Origin of the sequence: Desulfosporosinus sp. FKA, from assembly GCF_002196785.1 — a bacterium.
Classification (GTDB): domain Bacteria; phylum Bacillota; class Desulfitobacteriia; order Desulfitobacteriales; family Desulfitobacteriaceae; genus Desulfosporosinus; species Desulfosporosinus acididurans.
In genome coordinates, this window is record NZ_NAHZ01000018.1 from 83733 (window position 1) to 104919 (window position 21187).

At 40.2% G+C, this 21187-nt stretch carries 21 protein-coding genes; 16 read left to right on the plus strand and 5 right to left on the minus strand.

Annotated features, from left to right (window positions below; all coding sequences use genetic code 11):
• The first annotated feature begins 11 nt into the window (after positions 1-11).
• From B5771_RS05855 to B5771_RS05900, 10 genes are all read left to right on the plus strand, one after another.
• On the plus strand, positions 12-1901 hold the full coding sequence (locus tag B5771_RS05855) for an aryl-sulfate sulfotransferase (protein WP_088186734.1): 1890 nt from the start codon (positions 12-14) through the stop codon (positions 1899-1901).
• A gap of 41 nt (positions 1902-1942) precedes the next feature.
• Positions 1943-2263: a thioredoxin family protein gene (locus B5771_RS05860; protein ID WP_088186708.1), complete on the plus strand. Its 321-nt coding sequence runs from the start codon at positions 1943-1945 to the stop codon at positions 2261-2263.
• 25 nt (positions 2264-2288) lie between these two features.
• The gene (gene trxB, locus B5771_RS05865; RefSeq protein WP_088186709.1) at positions 2289-3512 is read left to right on the plus strand and encodes a thioredoxin-disulfide reductase; all 1224 of its coding nucleotides are present in this window, start codon (positions 2289-2291) and stop codon (positions 3510-3512) included.
• Between the two features lie 295 nt (positions 3513-3807).
• Positions 3808-4254, plus strand: coding sequence for a MarR family transcriptional regulator (locus B5771_RS05870; RefSeq protein ID WP_088186710.1), 447 nt, complete (start codon positions 3808-3810; stop codon positions 4252-4254).
• 51 nt (positions 4255-4305) lie between these two features.
• The gene (locus tag B5771_RS05875) at positions 4306-5550 is read left to right on the plus strand and encodes an MFS transporter (protein ID WP_088186711.1); all 1245 of its coding nucleotides are present in this window, start codon (positions 4306-4308) and stop codon (positions 5548-5550) included.
• Between the two features lie 311 nt (positions 5551-5861).
• Positions 5862-6566 carry a lantibiotic protection ABC transporter ATP-binding protein gene (locus B5771_RS05880; RefSeq protein ID WP_047811695.1) on the plus strand — a complete coding sequence of 235 codons (705 nt, stop codon included), beginning with the start codon at positions 5862-5864 and terminating at the stop codon, positions 6564-6566.
• A 5-nt stretch (positions 6567-6571) separates the two neighbouring features.
• Positions 6572-7300, plus strand: coding sequence for a lantibiotic immunity ABC transporter MutE/EpiE family permease subunit (locus B5771_RS05885; RefSeq protein ID WP_088186712.1), 729 nt, complete (start codon positions 6572-6574; stop codon positions 7298-7300).
• Positions 7301-8053 carry a lantibiotic immunity ABC transporter MutG family permease subunit gene (locus B5771_RS05890; protein WP_088186713.1) on the plus strand — a complete coding sequence of 251 codons (753 nt, stop codon included), beginning with the start codon at positions 7301-7303 and terminating at the stop codon, positions 8051-8053.
• Positions 8054-8119: 66 nt separating this feature from the next.
• Entirely contained in the window at positions 8120-8779 is a 660-nt protein-coding gene (locus B5771_RS05895; RefSeq protein WP_047811692.1) for a response regulator transcription factor, read from the plus strand.
• On the plus strand, positions 8770-10194 hold the full coding sequence (locus B5771_RS05900) for a HAMP domain-containing sensor histidine kinase (RefSeq protein WP_088186714.1): 1425 nt from the start codon (positions 8770-8772) through the stop codon (positions 10192-10194). Before B5771_RS05895 ends, B5771_RS05900 begins: the two co-directional genes overlap by 10 nt.
• A gap of 92 nt (positions 10195-10286) precedes the next feature.
• Here B5771_RS05900 and B5771_RS05905 read toward each other — a convergent pair whose 3' ends face one another.
• Genes B5771_RS05905 through tnpA form a run of 3 tightly spaced genes read right to left on the minus strand, consistent with a single transcriptional unit; the run spans position 10287 to position 11809 of the window.
• Complete coding sequence (locus B5771_RS05905) at positions 10287-11198, minus strand: RNA-guided endonuclease TnpB family protein (RefSeq protein WP_348982935.1); 912 nt, start codon at positions 11196-11198, stop codon at positions 10287-10289.
• A gap of 9 nt (positions 11199-11207) precedes the next feature.
• Positions 11208-11411 carry a helix-turn-helix domain-containing protein gene (locus B5771_RS25180; protein WP_348982936.1) on the minus strand — a complete coding sequence of 68 codons (204 nt, stop codon included), beginning with the start codon at positions 11409-11411 and terminating at the stop codon, positions 11208-11210.
• A complete protein-coding gene (tnpA, locus tag B5771_RS05910; protein ID WP_140417703.1) occupies positions 11408-11809 on the minus strand; it encodes an IS200/IS605 family transposase in 402 nt (133 codons plus the stop codon). Before tnpA ends, B5771_RS25180 begins: the two co-directional genes overlap by 4 nt.
• A 316-nt stretch (positions 11810-12125) precedes the next feature.
• Between tnpA and B5771_RS05915 the strand changes: the two genes are divergently transcribed.
• Positions 12126-12845, plus strand: coding sequence for a biosynthetic peptidoglycan transglycosylase (locus B5771_RS05915; protein WP_088186716.1), 720 nt, complete (start codon positions 12126-12128; stop codon positions 12843-12845).
• A gap of 197 nt (positions 12846-13042) precedes the next feature.
• Here B5771_RS05915 and B5771_RS05920 read toward each other — a convergent pair whose 3' ends face one another.
• The gene (locus B5771_RS05920) at positions 13043-13507 is read right to left on the minus strand and encodes a C40 family peptidase (RefSeq protein WP_053006519.1); all 465 of its coding nucleotides are present in this window, start codon (positions 13505-13507) and stop codon (positions 13043-13045) included.
• 568 nt (positions 13508-14075) lie between these two features.
• On the opposite strand from B5771_RS05920, the gene B5771_RS05925 reads away from it, so the two are divergent.
• Both B5771_RS05925 and B5771_RS05930 read left to right on the plus strand, forming a co-directional pair.
• Positions 14076-14483, plus strand: coding sequence for a metalloregulator ArsR/SmtB family transcription factor (locus tag B5771_RS05925; protein ID WP_242966755.1), 408 nt, complete (start codon positions 14076-14078; stop codon positions 14481-14483).
• A 110-nt stretch (positions 14484-14593) separates the two neighbouring features.
• Positions 14594-16873, plus strand: coding sequence for a heavy metal translocating P-type ATPase (locus B5771_RS05930; protein ID WP_088186717.1), 2280 nt, complete (start codon positions 14594-14596; stop codon positions 16871-16873).
• A 189-nt stretch (positions 16874-17062) separates the two neighbouring features.
• Here B5771_RS05930 and B5771_RS05935 read toward each other — a convergent pair whose 3' ends face one another.
• Positions 17063-18490: a PLP-dependent aminotransferase family protein gene (locus B5771_RS05935; protein ID WP_088186718.1), complete on the minus strand. Its 1428-nt coding sequence runs from the start codon at positions 18488-18490 to the stop codon at positions 17063-17065.
• Positions 18491-18604: 114 nt separating this feature from the next.
• Between B5771_RS05935 and B5771_RS05940 the strand changes: the two genes are divergently transcribed.
• The 3 genes from B5771_RS05940 to B5771_RS05950 all read left to right on the plus strand — a co-directional run bounded on the left by B5771_RS05940 (position 18605) and on the right by B5771_RS05950 (position 21134).
• Entirely contained in the window at positions 18605-19219 is a 615-nt protein-coding gene (locus B5771_RS05940) for a LysE family translocator (protein WP_088186719.1), read from the plus strand.
• Positions 19220-19423: 204 nt separating this feature from the next.
• A complete protein-coding gene (locus B5771_RS05945) occupies positions 19424-20188 on the plus strand; it encodes an alpha/beta hydrolase (protein WP_088186720.1) in 765 nt (254 codons plus the stop codon).
• A 241-nt stretch (positions 20189-20429) separates the two neighbouring features.
• Complete coding sequence (locus B5771_RS05950; protein ID WP_053006518.1) at positions 20430-21134, plus strand: hypothetical protein; 705 nt, start codon at positions 20430-20432, stop codon at positions 21132-21134.
• Positions 21135-21187: the final 53 nt, after the last annotated feature.

Here is a 21187-nt window from a genome sequence, read left to right on the forward strand (position 1 = left end):
TAATGAGGAGAATAAATATGGTTAAATACGAACGGATACCCCACATTATTACAAGACAAAATGAACTTGAAAAGGCTTTTCTTGATAAGTTTGAAACGGGTAATTATACACTGGATAATCCCTTGATCGTTCTAAACCCTTATGAAATCGCTCCCTTAACTGCTATGATTCTATTTAATACGCCGGTGGCCTGTGAAACGACCATTGTTGTGAAAGGAAAGAAACATCCAGGGGATATTCGCCATACATTCCCTTGTACAACAAAACACATTCTTCCTGTTTTTGGCCTTTATGCGGACTATGAAAACAGTGTTGATATTATTCTTTCTAATTCTGAAAGAAATACGATTCAAATTAAAACTGATCCCTTACCCTCTGATGTTGCAGTTGCTACATCTATTAAAACAACGCCGGAATATATGGGCAATAACATGATGCTCCTTACGACAGCTATGCGTTCAAAGCCCGCCGGTTATGATTACGCCGGTGATATACGTTGGTATTCTAATACGAACTTTAACTTTGATTTAAAGCGTATGCCGAACGGGCATCTTTTGGTTGGCACTGAGCGCCTGGTAAAAATGCCGTATTTTACGAGTGGTTTATATGAAATGTCTTTCAGCGGTAAAATTTATAAAGAATATGTCCTACCCAGTGGATATCACCATGACCAGTTTGTGATGGAGGATGGCAATATTTTAGTGCTCACCTTTGATTTCTATTCTGGAACGGTAGAAGATACTTGTGTCCTTCTTGATCATAAAACCGGTGAAATCCTCAAAAAGTGGGACTTCAAAACAATATTACCTCAAGATGTTGCTGGTTCAGGCAGCCAAGATGAGCATGATTGGTTTCATAACAATGCGGTCTGGTATGACAAAAAGACTAATACTCTAACTCTTTCTGGGAGGCACCAGGATGCTATTATTAATCTGGATTATGAGACAGGCAACTTGAATTGGATCATTGGAGATCCAGAAGGTTGGCCCCAGGACATGGTGGACAACTATTTCTTCACTCCTGTGGGTGATGGAGATTTCGATTGGCAGTATGAGCAGCATGCCTGTGTTGTCTTGCCGGATGGAGATATCATGGTCTTTGATAATGGGCATTTCCGCTCTAAGAATAAAGAAAACTACCGTGCCAATAAGGATAACTTTTCTCGTGGAGTTCGCTATCGGATTGACACAGATAAAATGACGATTGAGCAAATTTGGCAATATGGAAAAGAACGCGGTGCCGACTTTTTCTCTCCTTATATCTGTAATGTTGAGTATTATAATGAAGGTCATTATATGGTTCACTCTGGGGGTATCGGCTATGAGAATGGTGTAACAAGTGAAGGAATTCTAGCGGTTAGAAAAGCTAGGCTTCCTGAATTCAAGGACAATGTTTATACCTTCAATTCTATTACGTGCGAGCTTGTAAATGATGAGTTAGTTTATGAATTACAGGTTCCGGCTAACTGCTATCGAGCCGAGAAACTTCCTCTTTATTACGCGAATGAAATCGCAGAGCTCGGCGAAGGCCAAAAACTCGGACAATTTATTAAGACGCAAACCACGCGGATGAAAATAAAAGCTAACGAAACGGGAGAATTTGTTCCGGACCATTATGAAGCAAAGATTATTGAAGAAGAAGATCGTTTTAATTTCAATGGGATCTTTGAAAGCGGCGATCTAGCTCAGATTCTTCTAGTGCATGAAAGCGGAGACACCTTAAGATACCCCATTAATACGGTGGCTCAAGATTTTAAAGCCATGTGTGTAGGAACATTTCAGAAAGCTGATCCTCGGAATGTTGATACCTTTATTAACAAAACAGGATTATCTGGCAAGTATCAAGTAAAACTAATTGCCGATGAAAGAGTTTATGAAACAGGTGTTACAATTCAAGCATAACATATCTGTGTATTAGCTCTTATTTGTCGAGGAGGATAACGATGTCATTACCAAAATTAAATGCTAATAGTTTCGAAGAAAAGATTTATGATGCATGTGAAGCTTGTCTAGTCGTTTTCTCTAGAAAAACCTGTCATGTATGTAAGGAAGTCGTTCCCAAAGTTGAAGAGTTACAGCCCCAATATGAAGGTAAATTTGGATTTTACCATGTTGATGTTGAGGAGGATAAGCCATTATATCAATCTCTGTCTCTCAAAGGAGTTCCTCAAATTCTTTTTTTCAAGGATGGGGAATATCAAGGTAAACTCGCAGGGGATGTTGATGAAGAGGAAATAGAAGAAAAAATCAAAGAATATCTTTGACAATCAAACAATTACGAGAGAAGGATTGGAAGACGTGGAAAACTCCTATGATTTGATAATAATCGGTGGAGGACCTGCTGGGCTAACAGCGGCAATCTATGGCGGAAGAGCCAAACTTAAAACCCTGGTTATCAATAAAGGTACCGTTGGCGGGTTGGTAAATACCACGCGGGAAATTGTTAACTATCCCGGATATGGACAAGTCAGCGGAGAAGATCTCATGAAGGACTTTAAAAAGCATGTCGAATCCTTTGGCGTAGAACTTCTGCGTGATCAAGTCGTAAGAACGGATTTCTCACAGGAAGATAAGATCATCACCACGAAAAAGGGCAACGTATTTTCGGCCAAGGCAATTATCATCGCCTGCGGCAGTGAACCGAGACTTTTAGATATCCCTGGTGAAAAACGCCTCCGCGGCAGCGGAGTCGCATACTGCGCCACGTGTGATGCCGAGTTCTTCGAAGGTGAAGATGTTGTTGTTGTCGGCAGTGGGGATCAGGCTATTGAAGAAGGCATGTACATTACTAAATTCGCTCGCAAGGTTACCGTGATCGTGCTCCATGACGAAGGTATTCTTGACTGCAATAAAGTGAGTGCAGAAAGAGCATTTCAAAATGGAAAAATGGAATTTATCTGGAATTCCACGCTAGAAGAAGTTTTGGGTCAAGATAATGTTGAAGGGGTTAAGATTAAGAACTTAAAAACCGGTGGTTCAACTGAACTTTCTTGTCAGGGTGTCTTTTTCTTTGTGGGTATGGTACCTTCGACCCACTTTCTTAAGGAAAGCGGCATTGAGATGGACAGAAGAGGGTATATCCCGGTTAATGAATTAATGGAAACAAACCTTGAAGGGGTTTATGCGGTTGGAGACAATCGGGTTAAATATCTGAGACAAGTGGTTTCAGCTGCCGGGGATGGAGCCACTGCAGCTGTTGCCGCTGAGCGCTATATCGAAGAAATGAAAGCTTTTAATTCGAACGTCTTGGAAAGTGATAAGCAAGTTCTTCTACTCTTCTTCAATGCTTTAGATAACGAGAGCTTGGAATTTACTACTCTATTGGAAAATGTAAACAAAGAACTTATGGAACGGTATAAGATCGTAAAAGTTGATATGACCACCAAGAAAAATCTAGCACATAAATACGCTATCGAAAAGGCGCCCTCAGTTATGGTATTAGATAAAGGTCAGGTAGCTATGCGTTTGGATTGTTCAGCAGCAAAAGAAGACCTAAAATCCCAGTTATGCTAAAGACTAAAGACTAAAGACTAAAGACTAAAGAGTAACGAGTAACGAGTAACGAGTAAAGACTGAAGACTGAAGACTTTAAAATCAAGCACTCTCCTGTCAACAGAATTGGCAAGGAGGGTGTTTTTCATTGTCATTTCTTTGTGAAACAATAGTAACTATTTTTATACAGGTTTAACGGGCTTGGAATGAACATATTGTTGTAAATGAGAAAATTATAGCGAATGTTAATTGCTATCGCAACTAACATTCGCTATAATTAGTTGCGATAGCAATTAATTTAGAAAGGAATTATATCATGGAAAAACATTCAATAGGTAGATATATCGCGTCAATATACCGTTATCAAAGCATTCTCATTAATAAACAGTTTGAACAATATGGTATTGGTTGTGGGCAGCATACTATTCTAATAAATATCGCTTTAAACCCTGGTATTAATCAAAAGGATTTAAGTGAACGAGTTAAAATAGACCGTGCCAATACCCACAGAGCTATAAAAAAGCTTGAGGCGCTGGGCTATATTCATACCGATAGAGATGAAGACGATAAACGAATCATTAGATCCTGTTTAACAGAAAAAGGGGAGAAATTGATGCCCTCAATTAAAAGCGGTTTACATGACATAACAGAAATAATGATTAAGAATTTTGAGGATCCAGAAAGAGAAGAGATAACTAACTTACTGCAGAAAATCGAGGAAAATGTACAAAAGCACGTTAAATCTTTGAGAGATGATAGTTGACTTTTTCGATATCATTGCGGTAAGGAAATATAAAGTAAGAGGAGTTTATATATGTTTGGTACTGAAATTCACAGTGTAGCAAAGAGATTAATGCTTATTAGGGGATTACGCAGTATTGGGCAAGGAGCGATGGTTGTAGATATTACCCTTTATTTAGCAGCACTTCATTGGAGTGGTACTATGATCGGCGGGGTAACATCAGCTGCCGGCTTGTTCGGAGCAATCCTGATCTTGTTTGTTGGTATTATCAGTGATAAGTTAGGAAGAAAACCGTTTTTGCTGATATTTGAGTTAATGACCATGGTAGCAGCCGTTGCCTCTTGTTTTACTACTAAAGCGATTGTACTTGTTTTAGCCATAGTAGTTGTAGGGTTTGGTCGGGGTCAAAGTGGTGCCGCAGGTCCTTTCAGTCCAGCCGAACAGGCTTGGCTGGCTCGCTGTGTAAAACAGTCCCAGCGCGGAAAAGTATTTAGCCTGAATAATGCGATCGGTTTTATAGGGATGGCTCTGGGGGCAGCCATCGGCGGTTTGCCTGGCTTGATGCACGTAAGCAGTCCGCTGTTGGCCTACCGGCCGATTTTTATCCTGGTGGCGGTGTTCTCTCTAATATGTACCGTTGTTTTACTGAATACTGAAGAAATAAAAGATGATTCCGATAGTCCGGTAAAAACGGAAATTAAAAATGAAAAAGTCATCCCAACCAGTGAAACTAATATACGTCGTCAGGAAAATATGGCCATGCTTAAATTTGCCCTGGTAAACACAATCAATGGTATTGCGGTCGGGTTAACCGGACCAATGATGGCGTATTGGTTCAGCCTAAGATATCATGTTGGTACAGAAGCAATTGGTGTAACTCTTTCGCTGTCATTTCTGTTGACAGGAATATTTTCAGTTATCAATGGGTTTATGGCCGACAGGTATGGCATGGTAAAGTCTGTCACCTGGATGAGAATAATTGGGTCTATGTTAATGGTGGCACTGCCCTTTATGCCGAATTTTAGTTTAGCTTCATTTATCTATGTGATTAGAAACGCTATTAATCGTGGTACCCAAGGCAGCAGATCGGCCTTAAGTGCCAGTCTGACCCGTGATAAGCGAAGAGGTCTGGCTACAAGCATCAATGCCCTGTCTATGCGGCTGCCATCAGCTGTTGGTCCTGCCATATCAGGATACATGTTTGAAACAGGTCTTTTGGCATTACCTTTGATCTTAACTGCGGGCTTGCAATTGATTAATGCAGGGCTTTATCAATGGGTTTTTGGCAACTATGATAAAGCGAAGACTAATCCTTAACTTTAGAGTAAAGGGCTCAATTAGATCATGTGAACGCTTTAGAGATCAAGGCTTATTTGTGGATAGCGGCGAAGGAGGACCCACCCTCACTTAAGTGGAAGTCTTAAAAACCGGATAACTTAAATCCCTCTTGCCGTAATGGTGGGAGGGATTTTGTTCGCGATTGAAGAAACAACCCATCGTTTTATTCAATTGCGAAATTGCAATGTCAACGTATATTAATTCAGTTTCTATGAGGATAAAACAATTCCTTATAAAATCCTTATAATTGCCTTTTATAATGTTAACAAACAAATGAAGGGATGATGAAAATGGGAAACACCATTTTACAGACCAAAGATCTTTGCAAAACATTTAAAGGGCAGAACGTGGTAACCAATATTTCGCTGTCTATCGCAGAAAACTCAATCTACGGCCTGCTTGGGCCAAATGGTGCTGGTAAGTCAACAACGCTGAAAATGATCACAGGTATGCTCCGCCCGACATCCGGTCAGATACTTTTTGAAGGGCATCGGTGGCGGAGAAAAGACCTTAACGATATTGGCTGCTTGATCGAATCTCCGCCCCTGTATGAAAATCTGACGGCTTATGAAAACCTGAAAGTCAGGACGACGTTATTGGGCCTTCCTGAATCCCGTATCAGCGAAGTGCTCGCCATTGTTGATCTAAAGGACACGGGGAAAAAACGCGCGGGACAATTCTCCATGGGTATGAAGCAGCGCCTTGGTATTGCTCTTGCCCTTTTGAATCATCCGAAATTATTGATCCTGGACGAGCCGACCAACGGTCTTGATCCCATAGGTATTCATGAATTGAGGGAACTGATCAAGTCATTTCCCCGACAGGGTATTACCGTAATTCTCTCCAGCCACATTTTGTCCGAAGTTGAGCAGATCGTTGACCACATCGGCATCATTGCCAACGGCGTTTTAGGCTATCAGGACGTTGTTAATCCTGGACAGAATCTCGAAGAATTGTTTATGCAAGTCGTCGCGATGAATCGGAAAGTGGGGTGAGGCAAGTGTTCAGGCTTATTTCCAGTGAATATCAAAAACTAAAACGCACGTTCACTAAAAGGGCTGCCTTCTTAGCGCCTATTGTCACAATGCTGCTTTGTGCTCTATTGGGAGCAGGGACATTTTTTCAGTCCGGCAGTTTTAATTGGTGGTACACGATGCTGCTGCCCGGTATGCTTTCCCTCATCTGTGCCGGTATCGTGCAAAAGGATAAAAAGAAGCTGAATTACCGTGGAATTATGAGTCTTGCTATTGAGCCAAGGAGAATCTGGTTGGGAAAGGTTGGGGCCTGCATCCTGCTCTATGGTATATCATGTGTGGTTTTCTTCATTGGCGTAACAATTGGCGGGCATATATTTGGAAGCTTTTTCACTCTGGCTCAAAGCGGCACAGCAAGTCTTCTGCTGTTTGTTACCTTCTTATGGCAAATACCCTTTTGTATGCTTATCGCGGATAGATTGGGCTCTTTTGCTGCTATCTTTATAAACCTTGTGGGAAATATTTTAGGCGTTATATTTGCGGCCAAAAGTATATATTGGTGGATACCTTTTGCAATTCCGACACGGCTGATGTGCCCTGTTATTCATGTACTGCCAAACGGATTAACGGTTCCGGCAAACGATCCGCTGCTTTCATCCAGCGTAATAGTGTCAGGCGTTCTCATTACTTTGGTTTTATTCATAGTTTTGTCCGTGCTTACCGCCTTACCATACCGCAGACTGGAGGCAAAATAAATGATAGAGTTTATTCACTGCCTGCAGGCTGATTTTATCAAAATCAAAAGAAGGCCTGTATTATGGATTCATTTTCTTATTCCAATTGTCGGAATCTCTATTTTGCTTCTAATCTTCGCCTTCTCCAAGCAGTCTCCCGGGTCGAATGCGCTCGACTGTCTGGGGGCAATCGCTCTCTCATTTCCGACGCTCATTGCTATTGTCTGCTCTATGATTGGCGATCAGGAGGCGGAAGCAGGTAATTATCAGCAACTGTTAACGAATCCCTCCAAGCTGCGGCCCTTTCTGAGCTTGTCTGCCTTGCTTCTGTTGCTTGGGCTTGGCGCTGTGTTGCTTGCCGCTCTTGGTTTTGAAGCAGGATTTGCCGTTATCCTGCATCACGCACCGGTTGGACCGGAATTTTATTTATCCGGAGCTGCAATTTTGTTTAGCAGTAATATTTTTCTGTATTTCCTGCATCTGTTTTTAAGCTTTCGCTTTAATAAAGGTGTTTCTATCAGTATTGGCATTGTGGAAAGTCTGTTGTCCGCTCTGCTGATTACGGGCCTTGGTGACGGGAAATGGGTGTTTATACCCTGTGCATGGGTTCTTCATTTTTTAAAGGTTTTCGGTATAAACAGTTTTGGCGGATCTATGCCGACGGCCTGCGGCTTACGGACAGGTATTGTGCTATGTGTCCTTGAAACCCTATTGATATTTGTTTTCTCTATTATCTGGTTTTTGAGCTGGGAAGGGAAGAGAGCAGAGGAATAGCTGCTTTTGTCTCTGTTGCTTACAAACAAGAGAATCGCTATACTTTAGAAGAATGGGGATGGTTTTATGGCTAATATATTGACGGTTGACGATGATCAAGGGGTTCTTGTTCTGCTTAGGAACATTCTGTGCAAAGATGGACATACTGTCGTTACTGTCAATGAGCCTAAAAAGATATTTGATTTGCAGTTGGGACGATTCAATTTAATCCTTCTTGATGTGATGATGCCGGGTGTTGATGGATTTGTGCTTTGCCGGCGGATACGGGAAAGGGTGGATTGCCCTATTCTGTTTCTTACAGCAAAGTCGATGGAAGGCGATGTTATGACGGGGCTTAGTGAGGGTGCCGATGATTACCTGCTGAAGCCTTTCGGTGCCGGGGAACTCCGGGCGCGCATTAGCGCCCATCTGCGGCGGGAAAGCCGACCCAAGCATAATATGCTTTGCCTGGACGCCATTTCTTTTGATCTGTCTGGTAAAACAGTGATGGTTGATGATCAATCTGTTCCGTTAACGAAGGGTGAATATGATATTTGTGAATTTCTCGCCTGCAACCGAGGACAGGTTTTTTCCAAAGAAAAGATCTATGAGACTGTTTTCGGCTTCGATGCTGTCGGTGAAAGCAGTGCTGTCGTGGAACATATCAAGAATATCCGCGCCAAATTCTCCTCCGAGAAGGTATCGCCGATTGAGACCATTTGGGGGATTGGTTACCGATGGCGCTGAGAAATAACGAACATCGGCGTCAACCTCAAAAACTGCGCCGACTTTTCACAGGGTATCTAGCTGTTTTTTGCCTTGGAACAATTCTGTTTGTCGTTTCGCTCTTCGCAATCTTCGACCTACTTCTGACAAATAGCGTTATTTTGCCGGCCAACTACGGGGAAGTGCAGCTATCCGTCATGAAAGAAAAGATTGCAAGCAGCAATACTGTCACACCGGATATGATACCGGAAACATGCAGCTATGGAGTTTTTACACGGCAAGGCAGGTTCGTTTCGGGAAATTTTAATAAAAAAGATGCTGCAATGGCATGGGATTTGACGCAGAAGCAAGGACGGGACCGAGATTTTATATATTACTATTTACCTATTCCCCGCCGAAATGAGATTTGCATTGTCCGGTATACGCTGCTTGCGCAGTTCAGCTCGCCGGTTTTGCGTCAGTTTTTGCCCTCCCCGGAAATCCTTTTTGAACTTGTATTGGGTCTCGGATTCCTATTGGAAGTTTTTTTGCTAGCATCCTCCTTCGGAAGAAAACTGACGAAAAAACTGCACAGTTTGGAAAAGGCAACGGAAAAAATTCAGAATCATGATCTGAATTTTTCTGTTGAATCGAGCGGAATCTATGAAATCGACAATGTGCTGTATTCCATAGACAAAATGAAAGAAGCTTTAAAAGAGTCTTTGCAAAAGCAGTGGGATCAGGAGCAGACCCGACGGGAACAAATCTCGGCACTTGCGCATGATATTAAGACGCCGATCACCATTATTCGCGGAAATGTAGATTTGCTGTCTGAAACAAACCAGACAGAAGAGCAGAAGAGTTACACTGGCTACATTATAGACAGTGCTCGTCAGATGGAACAATACGTCAGAACGCTGATCGAAATTTCCAAGGCTGAAATGGGATTTTCTCTACATAAAGAAATTCTTGACACAGGTACTTTTATTACGAAAATCCATAAGCAGATTTCTGCACTAATGGTGGTCAAGAGGTTGTCTCTCGATTTTAAAACCAGAAATCTTCCGCAAAGCTTGCATGCAGATTCCGATTTGCTGCAACGCGCAATTTTGAATATTGCTGCCAATGCTGTAGATTTTTCGCCGCAAGGTGGGACAATCGTTTTCGATGTTGGCTTTGCAGGCGATACTGTTCAATTCTGCGTCGTTGATTCTGGTAATGGTTTTTCGGAGGATGCCCTTAAAAATGCCACACAGCAGTTTTATATGGGCGATAAAAGCCGTTCGTCAAAAGCCCATTATGGAATGGGGTTATTTATTGCCAATTCCATTGCTGTGCAGCATAAGGGAAGACTATTGGCAGAAAACTCTTCAGAGACTGGTGGGGGCATGGTAACCATTCGAATTCCAATTGAATCGGGAGAGGGTAAAGTGACATACTCCCACCACCTACGCTAACGCTAAGAGGTGGGGGCTTCTTGGGACGTACCAGCTAACGCCAGTATAATTACCAAGCTAACCCCGTTTGCCCAACGGTTCTTAGTTATGGACTAGGCTATGCCAAGCAAGCGACAGCCCTCATTTTTGATATTGATTGCAGCGTTTATATCGCGGTCTAATTCTGCTCCGCAATGGCTACAAGTCCAGGTTCTATCTGATAGGGTTAGTTCTTTATTTTCGTTGTTGCAGAACCTGCACATCTTACTGGATGGAAACCACTTATCAATAATGACTAACTGTTTTCCCTGTTCAGTAAGTTTGTAGGTTAGAAACGTTTTTAGCATACCAAAACCATTGTCATTCGTCGATTTTGCAAGATTGAGACATTGAGCCATGCCTCGCATATTTAAGTCTTCCATTGCAATAGCTGAGTAATCATCGGCTATTCGCCTGGACAGTTTATGTAAGAAGTCCTTTCGTTGATGAGCTACTTTTTCATGCAGTTTGGCAACCTTGCGACGTTGTTTGTCACGATTTTTACTACCCTTTTGGCGTTTAGATAGTTTGCGTTGTGCTTTTTTCAATTTTGCTTCGGCTTGACGGTAGAACTTTGGATAATCGGCATTATTTGCTTGGCTATCGACGAACAATGTCTTTGATGAATAATCCAAACCCAGTACCGTTTCTGTCGTTGGTGTTACGGGCTTTATATCGGCTTCAAACTCAACCAATACGGAAATATAGTAGTTCCCTGTAGGAGTTTTGCTTATTGTCGCAGACTTTATAACGGCTTCTTTAGGTAATTGTCGGTGTAGCTTAATCCGTACTTCTTTTAATTTTGGCAATCGAATGGTCTTACTGTCAATAAGCCTGATTGTTCCACCCTGATTGTTGGTAGTATAAGATTTCTTGTCACGGTGCTTGTTTTTGAACTTTGGAAAGCCTATTGATTTATCCCGGAAAAAGTTCTTGTATGCGGTCTGCAAATTCAGTTGAGCATTAGCCAAAGCCAGACTATCCACTTCTTTGAGTCATTCAAATTCATTCTTGAATTCAGCGGGTAATAGGTATTTCTGTTGTTTCAACGCTTCTTTATCATCCTTGAACTTCTCATAAACCTCTTTGCGGTTAGCAAGCATTTTGTTGTAAACAAACCGCACACAGCCGAACGTTTTATTGATGAGAATTTCTTGTTCAGGAGAAGGATATAGACGATATTTGAAAGCCTTGTTCATAATTTCTCACCTTGGCTTTCAATATAGCGTTTGATAACTTCAATTGGCGCTCCACCCGTGGTTAATAAGCAAAAACTTCTTGACCAGAAATAGTCTTTCCATAGTGATTTTTTGACGATAGGATATTCTTTCTTGGTTAGTCGAGAGGACGCGCTTTTATAGGCATTGATGAACTTTGATAATTCGCTATTGGGTTGCGCTTTGAACAGAATATGAACATGGTCTTTATCATGGTTCCATTCCTGCAAAATGACATTATAATTGGGTGCTATATACTCGAAGATTTCTTTAAGACGATTGGAAATCATATCATCAATAACTTTCCGACGATATTTTATAACTAAAATGAGATGATAGTACATCAAGAATACTGAATGATTATTATTGTCTAATTCCAATGTGTTCACCGCCATTCATGACTATACTACTGATTATATCATGGCAGTATTTGTACGACAATAACAAAATGAAGAGCGACAATTCATCCCCCACCTTCGCTCTCGCTATCGCGAGTAAGGAAGGCTAAGAGGTGGGAGACTTCTTGTCGCACGGGGTTAAAGTAATTGCATTTTTTACCAGATTAATCTTCGTATAATAACAGATAATATTTAAATCGTTTTTAAGTTGTCTCTCACAAGGGAGCTATTACTGAAGTTGGAGAGTAAAGTTTCCTTAATGGGCCCCACTTTCAAATAAAGCTTAGCGGAGGAATTCGTGAAACGATTCATTAAAGGTTTGTTTAGACTTTTTATTTTCATGTTCGTGGTTTTATGTATTGGCTGGTTTGGTTTAAAGTTTTACTTTACCTATGATTACCGAATATCTGACCAGGTGCGAAGTATTGTAGTTAGTCAAGTAAAAGTTCATCATACCCGTTATCTAACTTACAAGGAAATACCGGAAATGTATAGGAACGCTGTGATCTCAACTGAAGATCGGAGCTTCTTTACAAATCAGGGTATCGATTTCAGAGGAATTCTACGTGCAATATTGGTGGATTTAAGTGCCAAACAGCCTCTACAAGGTGGGTCCACAATCACGCAGCAGTTAATTCATAATACTCTCTTGAGTGATATCAAAAAATCATTGAAATGGAAATTACGGGAAAGTGTTTACGCTATTGGTATCTATGACACGCTGAGTAAGCAAGAAACGTTTGAACTGTATGCCAATGTCATTTACTTTGGACATGGGGCTAATGGACTGTATCAAGCGGCAGAGACTTACTTTGCTAAAGCTCCTTCACAATTAAACGATGGAGAACTTACTATGCTTGCTGGACTGCCCAATGCACCAAGCGTATATGACCCATTTATCAATATGGGGCTTGCTCGTGAGCGACAAAATCAGGTTATTCAATGTATGGTTGATTACGGTGTTATTACTGAATCTCAGGCGAAGCATATTTTCGATGAACCTATAGAGTTAAAGTAAACTCGGCGGTAGATTGGTTCATGTGCAAACACTTATGAAACCTTTCGAAGGTTCTCACAGAATGTGAATTATTAATAACATTGGGAGAAAAAGCTCATAAATTTTGCCTCTCGCTGCAATTTTGATTGAATGAAGTTGACAATAATCACATTAAAAGCCGCCCCACTGCAAGGGCGGCTTTTAGTCTTTTTCATGGCTTACTTTATTACTCTTTTAGCACCGACATATGCTTTCCACCAGTATGAGTTAAAGCTGCTTATTGTAACGCCTTTGTGACTAGTGGCATTAATGAATTTTCCGTTACCGAGATAAATTCCAACATGAGTTACAGTATGGCGTGAATTAAAACTAAAGAATACTAAATCACCTGGTATAAGACGGCTGGCTGGGGTAAAAGTTCCAACTTTATACTGATAGGTACTTGTTCGCGGAAGATTGATGCCTACTGCCTTGAAAGCATCCATTGTTAGGCCGGAACAATCAATACCTTGATAGCTTGTCCCACCAAAAACGTATTTGGTACCAATATAACTTTCAGATTTCGCGATAACCTTCTGGACTTCTGCGGAACGAGTTGAATTAGTAGAAGCACTTGCTACTGGAACATAAGATAAAACTCCGATTAAGACTGCTATAATTAATGTTGTAAATTTCTTCACCATGTTAACCTCCAAGAATTAATTTGTTCTTGCGAGAACATGATAAAGAATACCACGCTAACAACTCTGATATCATTAGTGGGTTGTTGGTTTGAATTCCATATATCTACAATTAACAAAGTTGTTTTGGAATGGATATTGGAATATTCTTTATCGCTAATTTTTATCCTAAATTGTTACTCTAAACAATTGATATTCTTAAAAGCAGATCGGCAACTGTGGCCACAGAAGCCTACCATGTTCATTTTAAGTTAGTTGAAAAATAATTGAGATGGTTCATAGCCAACCCAACATATTATGAGATGCCGCTTACGGTCATCTATGGACTCTCACTTGCATTAATCATATTGACCAGCTTCCTTTCCAGGAAAAGCCCGTTTTACCTAATGGACAAAGTGCGAAGGTTGATTTTATATTTATAAAACAATAAATTCGTTGATTGGCTTAATATATTTTTTACAAAAAATATCGAAAAATTGTTTATCCGGAATATCCAAACATGCTCTCTTAATGAAGAAGTAGAAATTTGCTATAATTAAATATAAAGGTATTGCTTGAGGAGTGAAAATGTTTGAATTCAGATAAAGATTTTGATTCTAATACTATTGCAAGAGAAAACGATAGTCCCACCTGTGAAACTGTATGCGTACACCCAGAGGTGATTAATAATTTTGATAATAAACTTATCCTTTATGAAAAAGCTGATGATTTAGCCGAATTATTTAAAACTTTAGCTGATCCGACGCGAGTGAGAATAATCGATGCTCTTGCCAAAGCTGAATTATGTGTGTGCGATTTGGCAGAATTATTAAACCTAAGTCAATCTGCAACTTCGCATCAATTACGTGTTCTGCGCGGCAATAAGCTGGTAAAATATCGGCGTGAGGGAAAAATGGTTTATTATGCTTTGGACGATGAGCACGTTTTAAGTTTGTATAACCAAGGGCTTGAACATATTAACGAGCATACCAATAGGTAAAAAATCTTATTGTAGGTAATGAGCATATTTGTTACAATACATATGAACGATTAAACATATGTTTGCACGAATAGACATAGGAGTTATGACGACGAGAGGGGGAAAAAGTGATGACAGAGAAAATAGCGTCAAAATGCAGCCAAGGGCATAATCATGACCACGAGAATGATCTTAATACTGCTCACAAGTATACCCAGGGTCATAACAATCAAGAGCGATTGAAATATCGAATTGAGGGTGAGTTTTGCCCAAACTGTGCCGCTAAGATGGAACGAATATTGAGTTCTACAAAGGGTTTTGGGGAAACAACCATTAATTACGCTGCAAAGACAGTTTTTCTTCCTCCGATGCTCATGGATCAAGCCCAAGAAATAATGCAGGGGATTGAACCAGGCGTCAAATTGGCAGCAATCCAAGAAAAAAGGACTCTTGCAGATACTAAAAATGATAACGAGGACCATTTAGATCGCAAGCAACTGTTGACAATCCTTGTTGCGGCAGCTCTTTTGGTGATTGGATTGGTGTTTGGTTCACATTGGCATAATAGTAATTTGGAAGTCCTGGAATATGCAATATACTTGAGTGCCTATTTACTTGTCGGTTTCGAAGTATTGGAGAAGGCTGTAAGGAATATTATCCGGGGTGCGATTTTTGATGAAAATTTCTTGATGGCCCTGGCCACAGTTGGGGCTATTGCCATTCACCAACTTTCGGAAGCTGTCGGGGTTATGCTCTTTTATTCTGTCGGTGAACTTATAGAGAACCGAGCGGCTGACCGTTCCCGCCGTTCCATTAAGGCTTTGGTTAATATTCGTCCCGACTATGCTAATTTGCTTAATCAACTTGACGTCACCAAAGTCGATCCTGAAGATGTCTTAGTTGGTCAACAGATTCTAGTCCGCCCGGGAGAGAAAGTTCCGCTTGATGGTGAGATTTTACACGGAAGCTCATTTGTTGATACGTCTGCCTTAACAGGGGAGTCTGTTCCGCGTAAGGTGAAGGTCGGGGATACGGTTCTGGCCGGTATGATAAATAACTCCGGTGTCTTAACGGTCAAAGTTATGCGCGAATTTGCTGATTCTTCCGTGCAAAAGATATTAGATTTAGTAGAGAACGCTAGTTCACGCAAAGCCAATACAGAGAAATTTATTACGACGTTCGCTAGGTATTATACCCCCGGTGTTGTGGCCATCGCTTTAGGGATAGCTTTAATTCCGCCGCTCTTCATGGGTGGAGTTTTTAGTGAATGGCTATATCGGGCGATGACGATTTTGGTTATCTCGTGTCCTTGTGCTCTCGTTATTTCTGTCCCTCTGGGTTATTTCGGAGGAATTGGGGGGGCATCCAGGCAGGGAATTTTAGTTAAAGGAGCAAATTATCTCGAAGCTTTAACCAATGTCCGGACTGTATTGTTTGACAAAACTGGAACGTTAACAGAAGGGGTGTTTCAAGTAGTTAAAATTGCCCCGGCTCAAGGTTTCACGGAAAATACCTTGCTCGAATTGGCGGCTAAAGCGGAAATTCATTCGAATCATCCCATAGCGAAGTCTATTCGCGAAAAGTTCGGGAAGATTGTTAAGACTGATGAGCTTGATCAATATCAAGAAATCAGCGGACAGGGGATTCAGGCAACGATTAAAGGTCAATATGTCTTAGCGGGAAAGGAAGAACTTATTAAGCAAGCGGGAATTGAAGTCCCTTCAATTAATCATAAAGAAGTGGGAACATTGGTCCATCTTGCTATCGATGGAGCATACGCTGGTTATATTTTGATAGCTGACCGGGTTAAAGTTGAGTCGCGCGAAACGATTGCCCGTCTGAATACCGCCGGGATAAAGACTGTCATGTTAACAGGTGATCAGGAAAAAGCGGCACAGGCAATTGCTGATGATTTGCAAATTAGCGAGCATCATTCCAATTTGCTTCCTGAGCATAAAGTAGCTTGGCTAGAAAGCTATTTGAAACAGTCCGGTAAAGGCAACGTTGTTTTTGTCGGTGATGGGATTAACGATGCTCCCGTTTTGACACGCGCCGATATTGGTGTTGCCATGGGCGGTTTGGGATCAGATGCAGCGATTGAAGCAGCCGACGTGGTTTTGATGGAAGACCAACCTGGTAAACTTATTGATGCCATTGAGATAGCCCAATATACCAAGAAGATTATTTGGCAAAACATTGCTTTCGCTTTAATGATTAAGTTAGGATTTATTATACTTGGGATGTTTGGCGAAGCTAATATGTGGGAGGCTGTTTTTGCCGATGTGGGAGTTGCCGTACTTGCTATTCTCAATGCAACACGTATTATTAGATATTCAATTCCCGGTCAAATGGCGGAGGGTGGTGGGTATTCTACTTCTTTGCGAGGCAATCCGTTAAACGATATGTCATAGTTTTTTGACAGGAGACAAACGTATCGCGTCGATTTTAAGGCCGTAAACGTACAGAATAACTCTGTTCGATTACGGCCTTTTTGTTGTTTTTATATTGAATGCAAGGAAAGATCTTATCTACGGATCAGGAAATACCCTATTCATAATTCTTATTTTTGGTTACGTATGGAAGAAGAGTTTGTGATATGCCTAAAACTTGGTTAAATATGGTGATAACACTGTGTGGAGTCGCTTTATGCCATCATCAAGGGATAAAATGTTTGTATTTCCATAGCCAAAAATCAGAGAATCATTATAAGGATGTTTAAGTACCTTATTAGTTTCATCAAGCAGATAATGTTTTCTGATCGGGGTGATTTGAATATTGTTGTCTTCAATTTTATGCATTACTAAAGAATCAAAATTTATGGTTTTAAAAGTTGCTACTAAGTGCATTCCTGCTTCTGCTCCAGAAATTGAAACTGTGTCTTCGAACGTATTCTCAAGGCATTTAATCAAATGATTTCTCCTTTTTAAATAAATACTTCTCATCTTTTTGATATGCAAATCTAAAGAACCTGCTTCAATAAATTTGGCCATTGTAAGCTGTTCAAGTATGGGTGAATGTAAATCAGCTACATATTTAGTTTCTTCCATTTGAGCACACAAAGCATCAGGCAACACCATGTATCCCATGCGCAATGAAGGCATAAGAGTTTTGGAAAATGTCCCGACATAAATAACGCAGGTTGGGTCAAGTGATTGCATGGACTGTATTGGACTTCCATCAAAGCGAAATTCACTATCATAGTCATCCTCGACAATGTAGGAGTTATGTTTTTTTGCATACTGGATCATTTGAATCCTGCGTTTGATGGGTAGTATTACTCCAGTTGGAAACTGATGACTTGGAGTTGTAAATATTAATTCAGGTGGAATATTTGGCAGTTTTTCTGTCACCATGCCAAATTCATCAACGGGAATTGCTTGGATTTTCACCTGTCTACTTTCCAAAGTATGAAGAATGCCATAGCTAAGGGGATTTTCTACTAAGGCATATCCATCCTCTGAGACATGCTGACACAATAAGCTAAACGCTTGTGCAGCCCCATTTGTTATGAGAATGTTTTCCGGATGGGTATTTACTCCGCGTACGCGCCGTAAATAAATTGAAAGCTGACGTCTCAGCTCATATTCACCCTTTGAGCTTTGATAATCCATCTGCTGCGGTAATACTGACAGGGTAATGGATTTATAGAGCTGCCCCCATTTTTTTATAGGAATAGAAGCCAAATCGGGAATTCCTGTGCGAAAACTAATAACATTTTTATTAGGACGGTTCTCTATTGGTTTTCGATTATTTACGGAAGAAATGGAGGTTGCTCGTTCAAAATATATTCCATCGTTTACATATGTTCCTGCACCATTTTTAGTGTATATATAGCCCTCAGCAGTAAGCTGTTCGTAGCTTTCAATAATAACATTTCTTGCCACGTTGAGATACTTGGCCATTTCTCGTGTCGATGGAAGTTTCTCATACTGCTGCAGTGTTCCGTTCAAGACGGCCTCTCGTATATGTTTATAGATTTGTCTGGTGAGTGAAATTGTGCTGTTGCGATCTAAAGTAATGTGCATCATAGTTTTCCCTCGGAGTGGTTCTATAAAAAATGATATTAAGCGGCACTTTTATGAACCGTTTTTTTAGATTAAAGTATATCATAAAATGGAATTAAGCTCACTAAGGAGGAAAAAATGAGTATATACACATTTATAGTAACGTCATTAATCATAATTCTGCTCCCTGGTACCGGGGTTATTTACACAATCTCCACCGGCATAACTAAAGGAAAAAAAGCAAGTGCCATTGCTGCCCTGGGCTGTACAGCTGGTATACTTCCCCATCTAATTATAAGTATCGGATTTTCTTCACTATTATTAAGGATGAGTGAGCAGGCTTTCTTTGTTCTTAAGATGGCTGGCGTTTTGTATCTACTGTATCTTGGATTTGGGATGCTCCTGTCAAAAACTAAATTGGATTTTGGTGAAACAAGTAAAGAAGATACCCCTGTGACCATTGTTCGTAAAGCAGTTTTAATTAATTTATTAAATCCAAAACTTACGCTGTTCTTTTTCTCGTTTTTGCCCCAATATCTTAGCAGCAACAGCCAGAACTATATAAGAGAGAGTTTTCTGCTTGGCATAGTATTTATGCTGTTGACCTTTCTGGTTTTTGTGGGTTACGGAATTTTGGCCGGATCAATGAAAACATTTGTTGCAAAGTCTCCCAAACGACTACAAGGTATTTCTCAGCTCTTTGGAATTATATTTATCGTTTTTGCAATTAATCTGGCAGCTAGCTCTCAGTGAATCTCACCGCTTTACACCAAATTACCTCCACTGCAGCAAAAGAGTTATTTCTATTCAAATTATTACTCGTAGTTAAGAGGACTTAAATATCAAAATGGGTATCGAGTATTGCGTGTGATGAAATAATCCTTCCAAAGTGGGATATCTGTATTGTAAGCGGGGTATAGAATAATAGTATTAACTATATTTAGAAGGGCATTGGGGATGGCTATGTATTTTGAAGAGACCGGAAATAAAAGTATGCCTTCGATTGTATTTATTCATGGCGGCGGAATAAGCGGATGGATTTGGCATAAGCAGGTTGAGCATTTTAGCGATTACCATTGTCTTGTACCTGATTTACCAGAACACGGGAAAAGCATATATGAAGGGCCGTTTAATTTAAGAGATTGTGCTGATCGCATAGCGGAACTCATCGAAAACACAACGAATCATCGTAAAGCTCATGTAGTTGGTCATTCTCTTGGAGGCAAAGTAGTAATCGAACTCCTCGCCAGACGACCGGATTTAGTGGATCATGCTGTCGTAGCCAGTGCATTATATAGACCAATGTATCTATTAAGTCTTGTCCATACGCCATTTATCTATAAACTCTCGGCAGCTATGTTGAGAAATAAAGCGATACTATCGTTTATAGCAAAGCAGTTTAAGTTTCTTGATAAAGTCTCAATTGAAAATTGTCTGGCCGATTTTAGAAGATTGACTGCAGATTCGCTATACAGGTTATACGACCAACTATATCAATTCGGAAAGATTCCTATTTTCGAACTAAAACATGCCAACGTCCCGACTCTAATATTAGCTGGGGAAAAAGAACCAAAAGCTATGAAGCAATCTGCAGCCGATATTGTGGAGGCCCTTCCTAGATCAAGAGGTATAATAATAAATGGGGCTGACCATACGTATCCATGGACTGCATCTAATAAATTCAACGACTTAATCAGAATGTGGATTAACGATAAAATATAGAGAATTAGAAGAGACAGTAATCAATAAAGGTGATAAGTTAAGATAATGAACTATTTGCTTGCTAGAAATGGACAAAGTAATGCTTGGAATGTGGGGAACATATTACGGAGTCTGTGAATGGAAGTCGTCTGGCCGGGAGAGTTGGAGTTTGTGAAGCTAAAAATTAAGTAAAATAATTGGAAAAAAATGACAAGTACTTTAATATAATAGAGCATAAACAAACATTTTGGAAGGATAAATTATGACGAAATCCTCACATTTGAATTGCTATTATGCTAAACCAAATACTATGTATTTTAGCCACGGATACCCTAAAAAAACAATAACCACAACAGCTGTGATAGATTGGTCAAGACTATTATGGCCCAATGGATGTTTCTTAACCCCAGCTATTATAGGTATTGCGGGGGCAAGTATTTTAGGATTCAGTGTGACTATTTTAGATTCATCGTGCACTTTAGATAAGGGGATGGCAGAGCATGAGGTGTTTGAACGTTCAGAAGTAAATTGTACGAATAAAAGCAGTTGCGCTAATGAAAAAATCGCATCACAAAAAGCTGTATTTTTAGTAAATATTTATACTTTGATTGCAACAGCAAGCATTTCCCTATATATTATTGGAAACCTCTTTTTAGTTATGCCGCAATTTTGGCTTACACTTAGTACGATAATTGTCGGAGCTATTACGGCTATATTGCTATTTTCATCTATGTATTTTTATGTGTATCGTATTAACCCCGGATCCTTTAGTTCTAAATATTTAGGTAGTAATATTTTTTATCAATATTTTTCCTTTATTTATTTTAGTGCTACTAATATATCTGTTGGGTCTTTTGGGGATATTCTACCGCTGACGATAGGATCCCGCACATTGGTGATTATGGAAGTATTATTCTTCCTGTTCATATTAAGCTGTGGCATTGCTGTCATTCATAAAGCAAAATGAACAAATTTTATGGAGATCCCATGCACTGAGACTAAGTTAAATAAGTGGAGGGG

Excerpts from the sequence above, each read along its gene's own strand:
- B5771_RS05860 (WP_088186708.1), top strand. The coding sequence starts at position 1,943 with ATGTCATTACCAAAATTAAATGCTAATAGTTTCGAAGAAAAGATTTAT.
- B5771_RS05870 (WP_088186710.1), top strand. The coding sequence starts at position 3,808 with ATGGAAAAACATTCAATAGGTAGATATATCGCGTCAATATACCGTTAT.
- B5771_RS05875 (WP_088186711.1), top strand. The coding sequence starts at position 4,306 with ATGTTTGGTACTGAAATTCACAGTGTAGCAAAGAGATTAATGCTTATT.
- B5771_RS05880 (WP_047811695.1), top strand. The coding sequence starts at position 5,862 with ATGGGAAACACCATTTTACAGACCAAAGATCTTTGCAAAACATTTAAA.
- B5771_RS05890 (WP_088186713.1), top strand. The coding sequence starts at position 7,301 with ATGATAGAGTTTATTCACTGCCTGCAGGCTGATTTTATCAAAATCAAA.
- B5771_RS05895 (WP_047811692.1), top strand. The coding sequence starts at position 8,120 with ATGGCTAATATATTGACGGTTGACGATGATCAAGGGGTTCTTGTTCTG.
- B5771_RS05900 (WP_088186714.1), top strand. The coding sequence starts at position 8,770 with ATGGCGCTGAGAAATAACGAACATCGGCGTCAACCTCAAAAACTGCGC.
- B5771_RS25180 (WP_348982936.1), bottom strand. The coding sequence starts at position 11,411 with ATGAACAAGGCTTTCAAATATCGTCTATATCCTTCTCCTGAACAAGAA.
- B5771_RS05920 (WP_053006519.1), bottom strand. The coding sequence starts at position 13,507 with ATGGTGAAGAAATTTACAACATTAATTATAGCAGTCTTAATCGGAGTT.
- B5771_RS05930 (WP_088186717.1), top strand. The coding sequence starts at position 14,594 with ATGACAGAGAAAATAGCGTCAAAATGCAGCCAAGGGCATAATCATGAC.
- B5771_RS05935 (WP_088186718.1), bottom strand. The coding sequence starts at position 18,490 with ATGATGCACATTACTTTAGATCGCAACAGCACAATTTCACTCACCAGA.
- B5771_RS05940 (WP_088186719.1), top strand. The coding sequence starts at position 18,605 with ATGAGTATATACACATTTATAGTAACGTCATTAATCATAATTCTGCTC.
- B5771_RS05945 (WP_088186720.1), top strand. The coding sequence starts at position 19,424 with ATGGCTATGTATTTTGAAGAGACCGGAAATAAAAGTATGCCTTCGATT.
- B5771_RS05950 (WP_053006518.1), top strand. The coding sequence starts at position 20,430 with ATGACGAAATCCTCACATTTGAATTGCTATTATGCTAAACCAAATACT.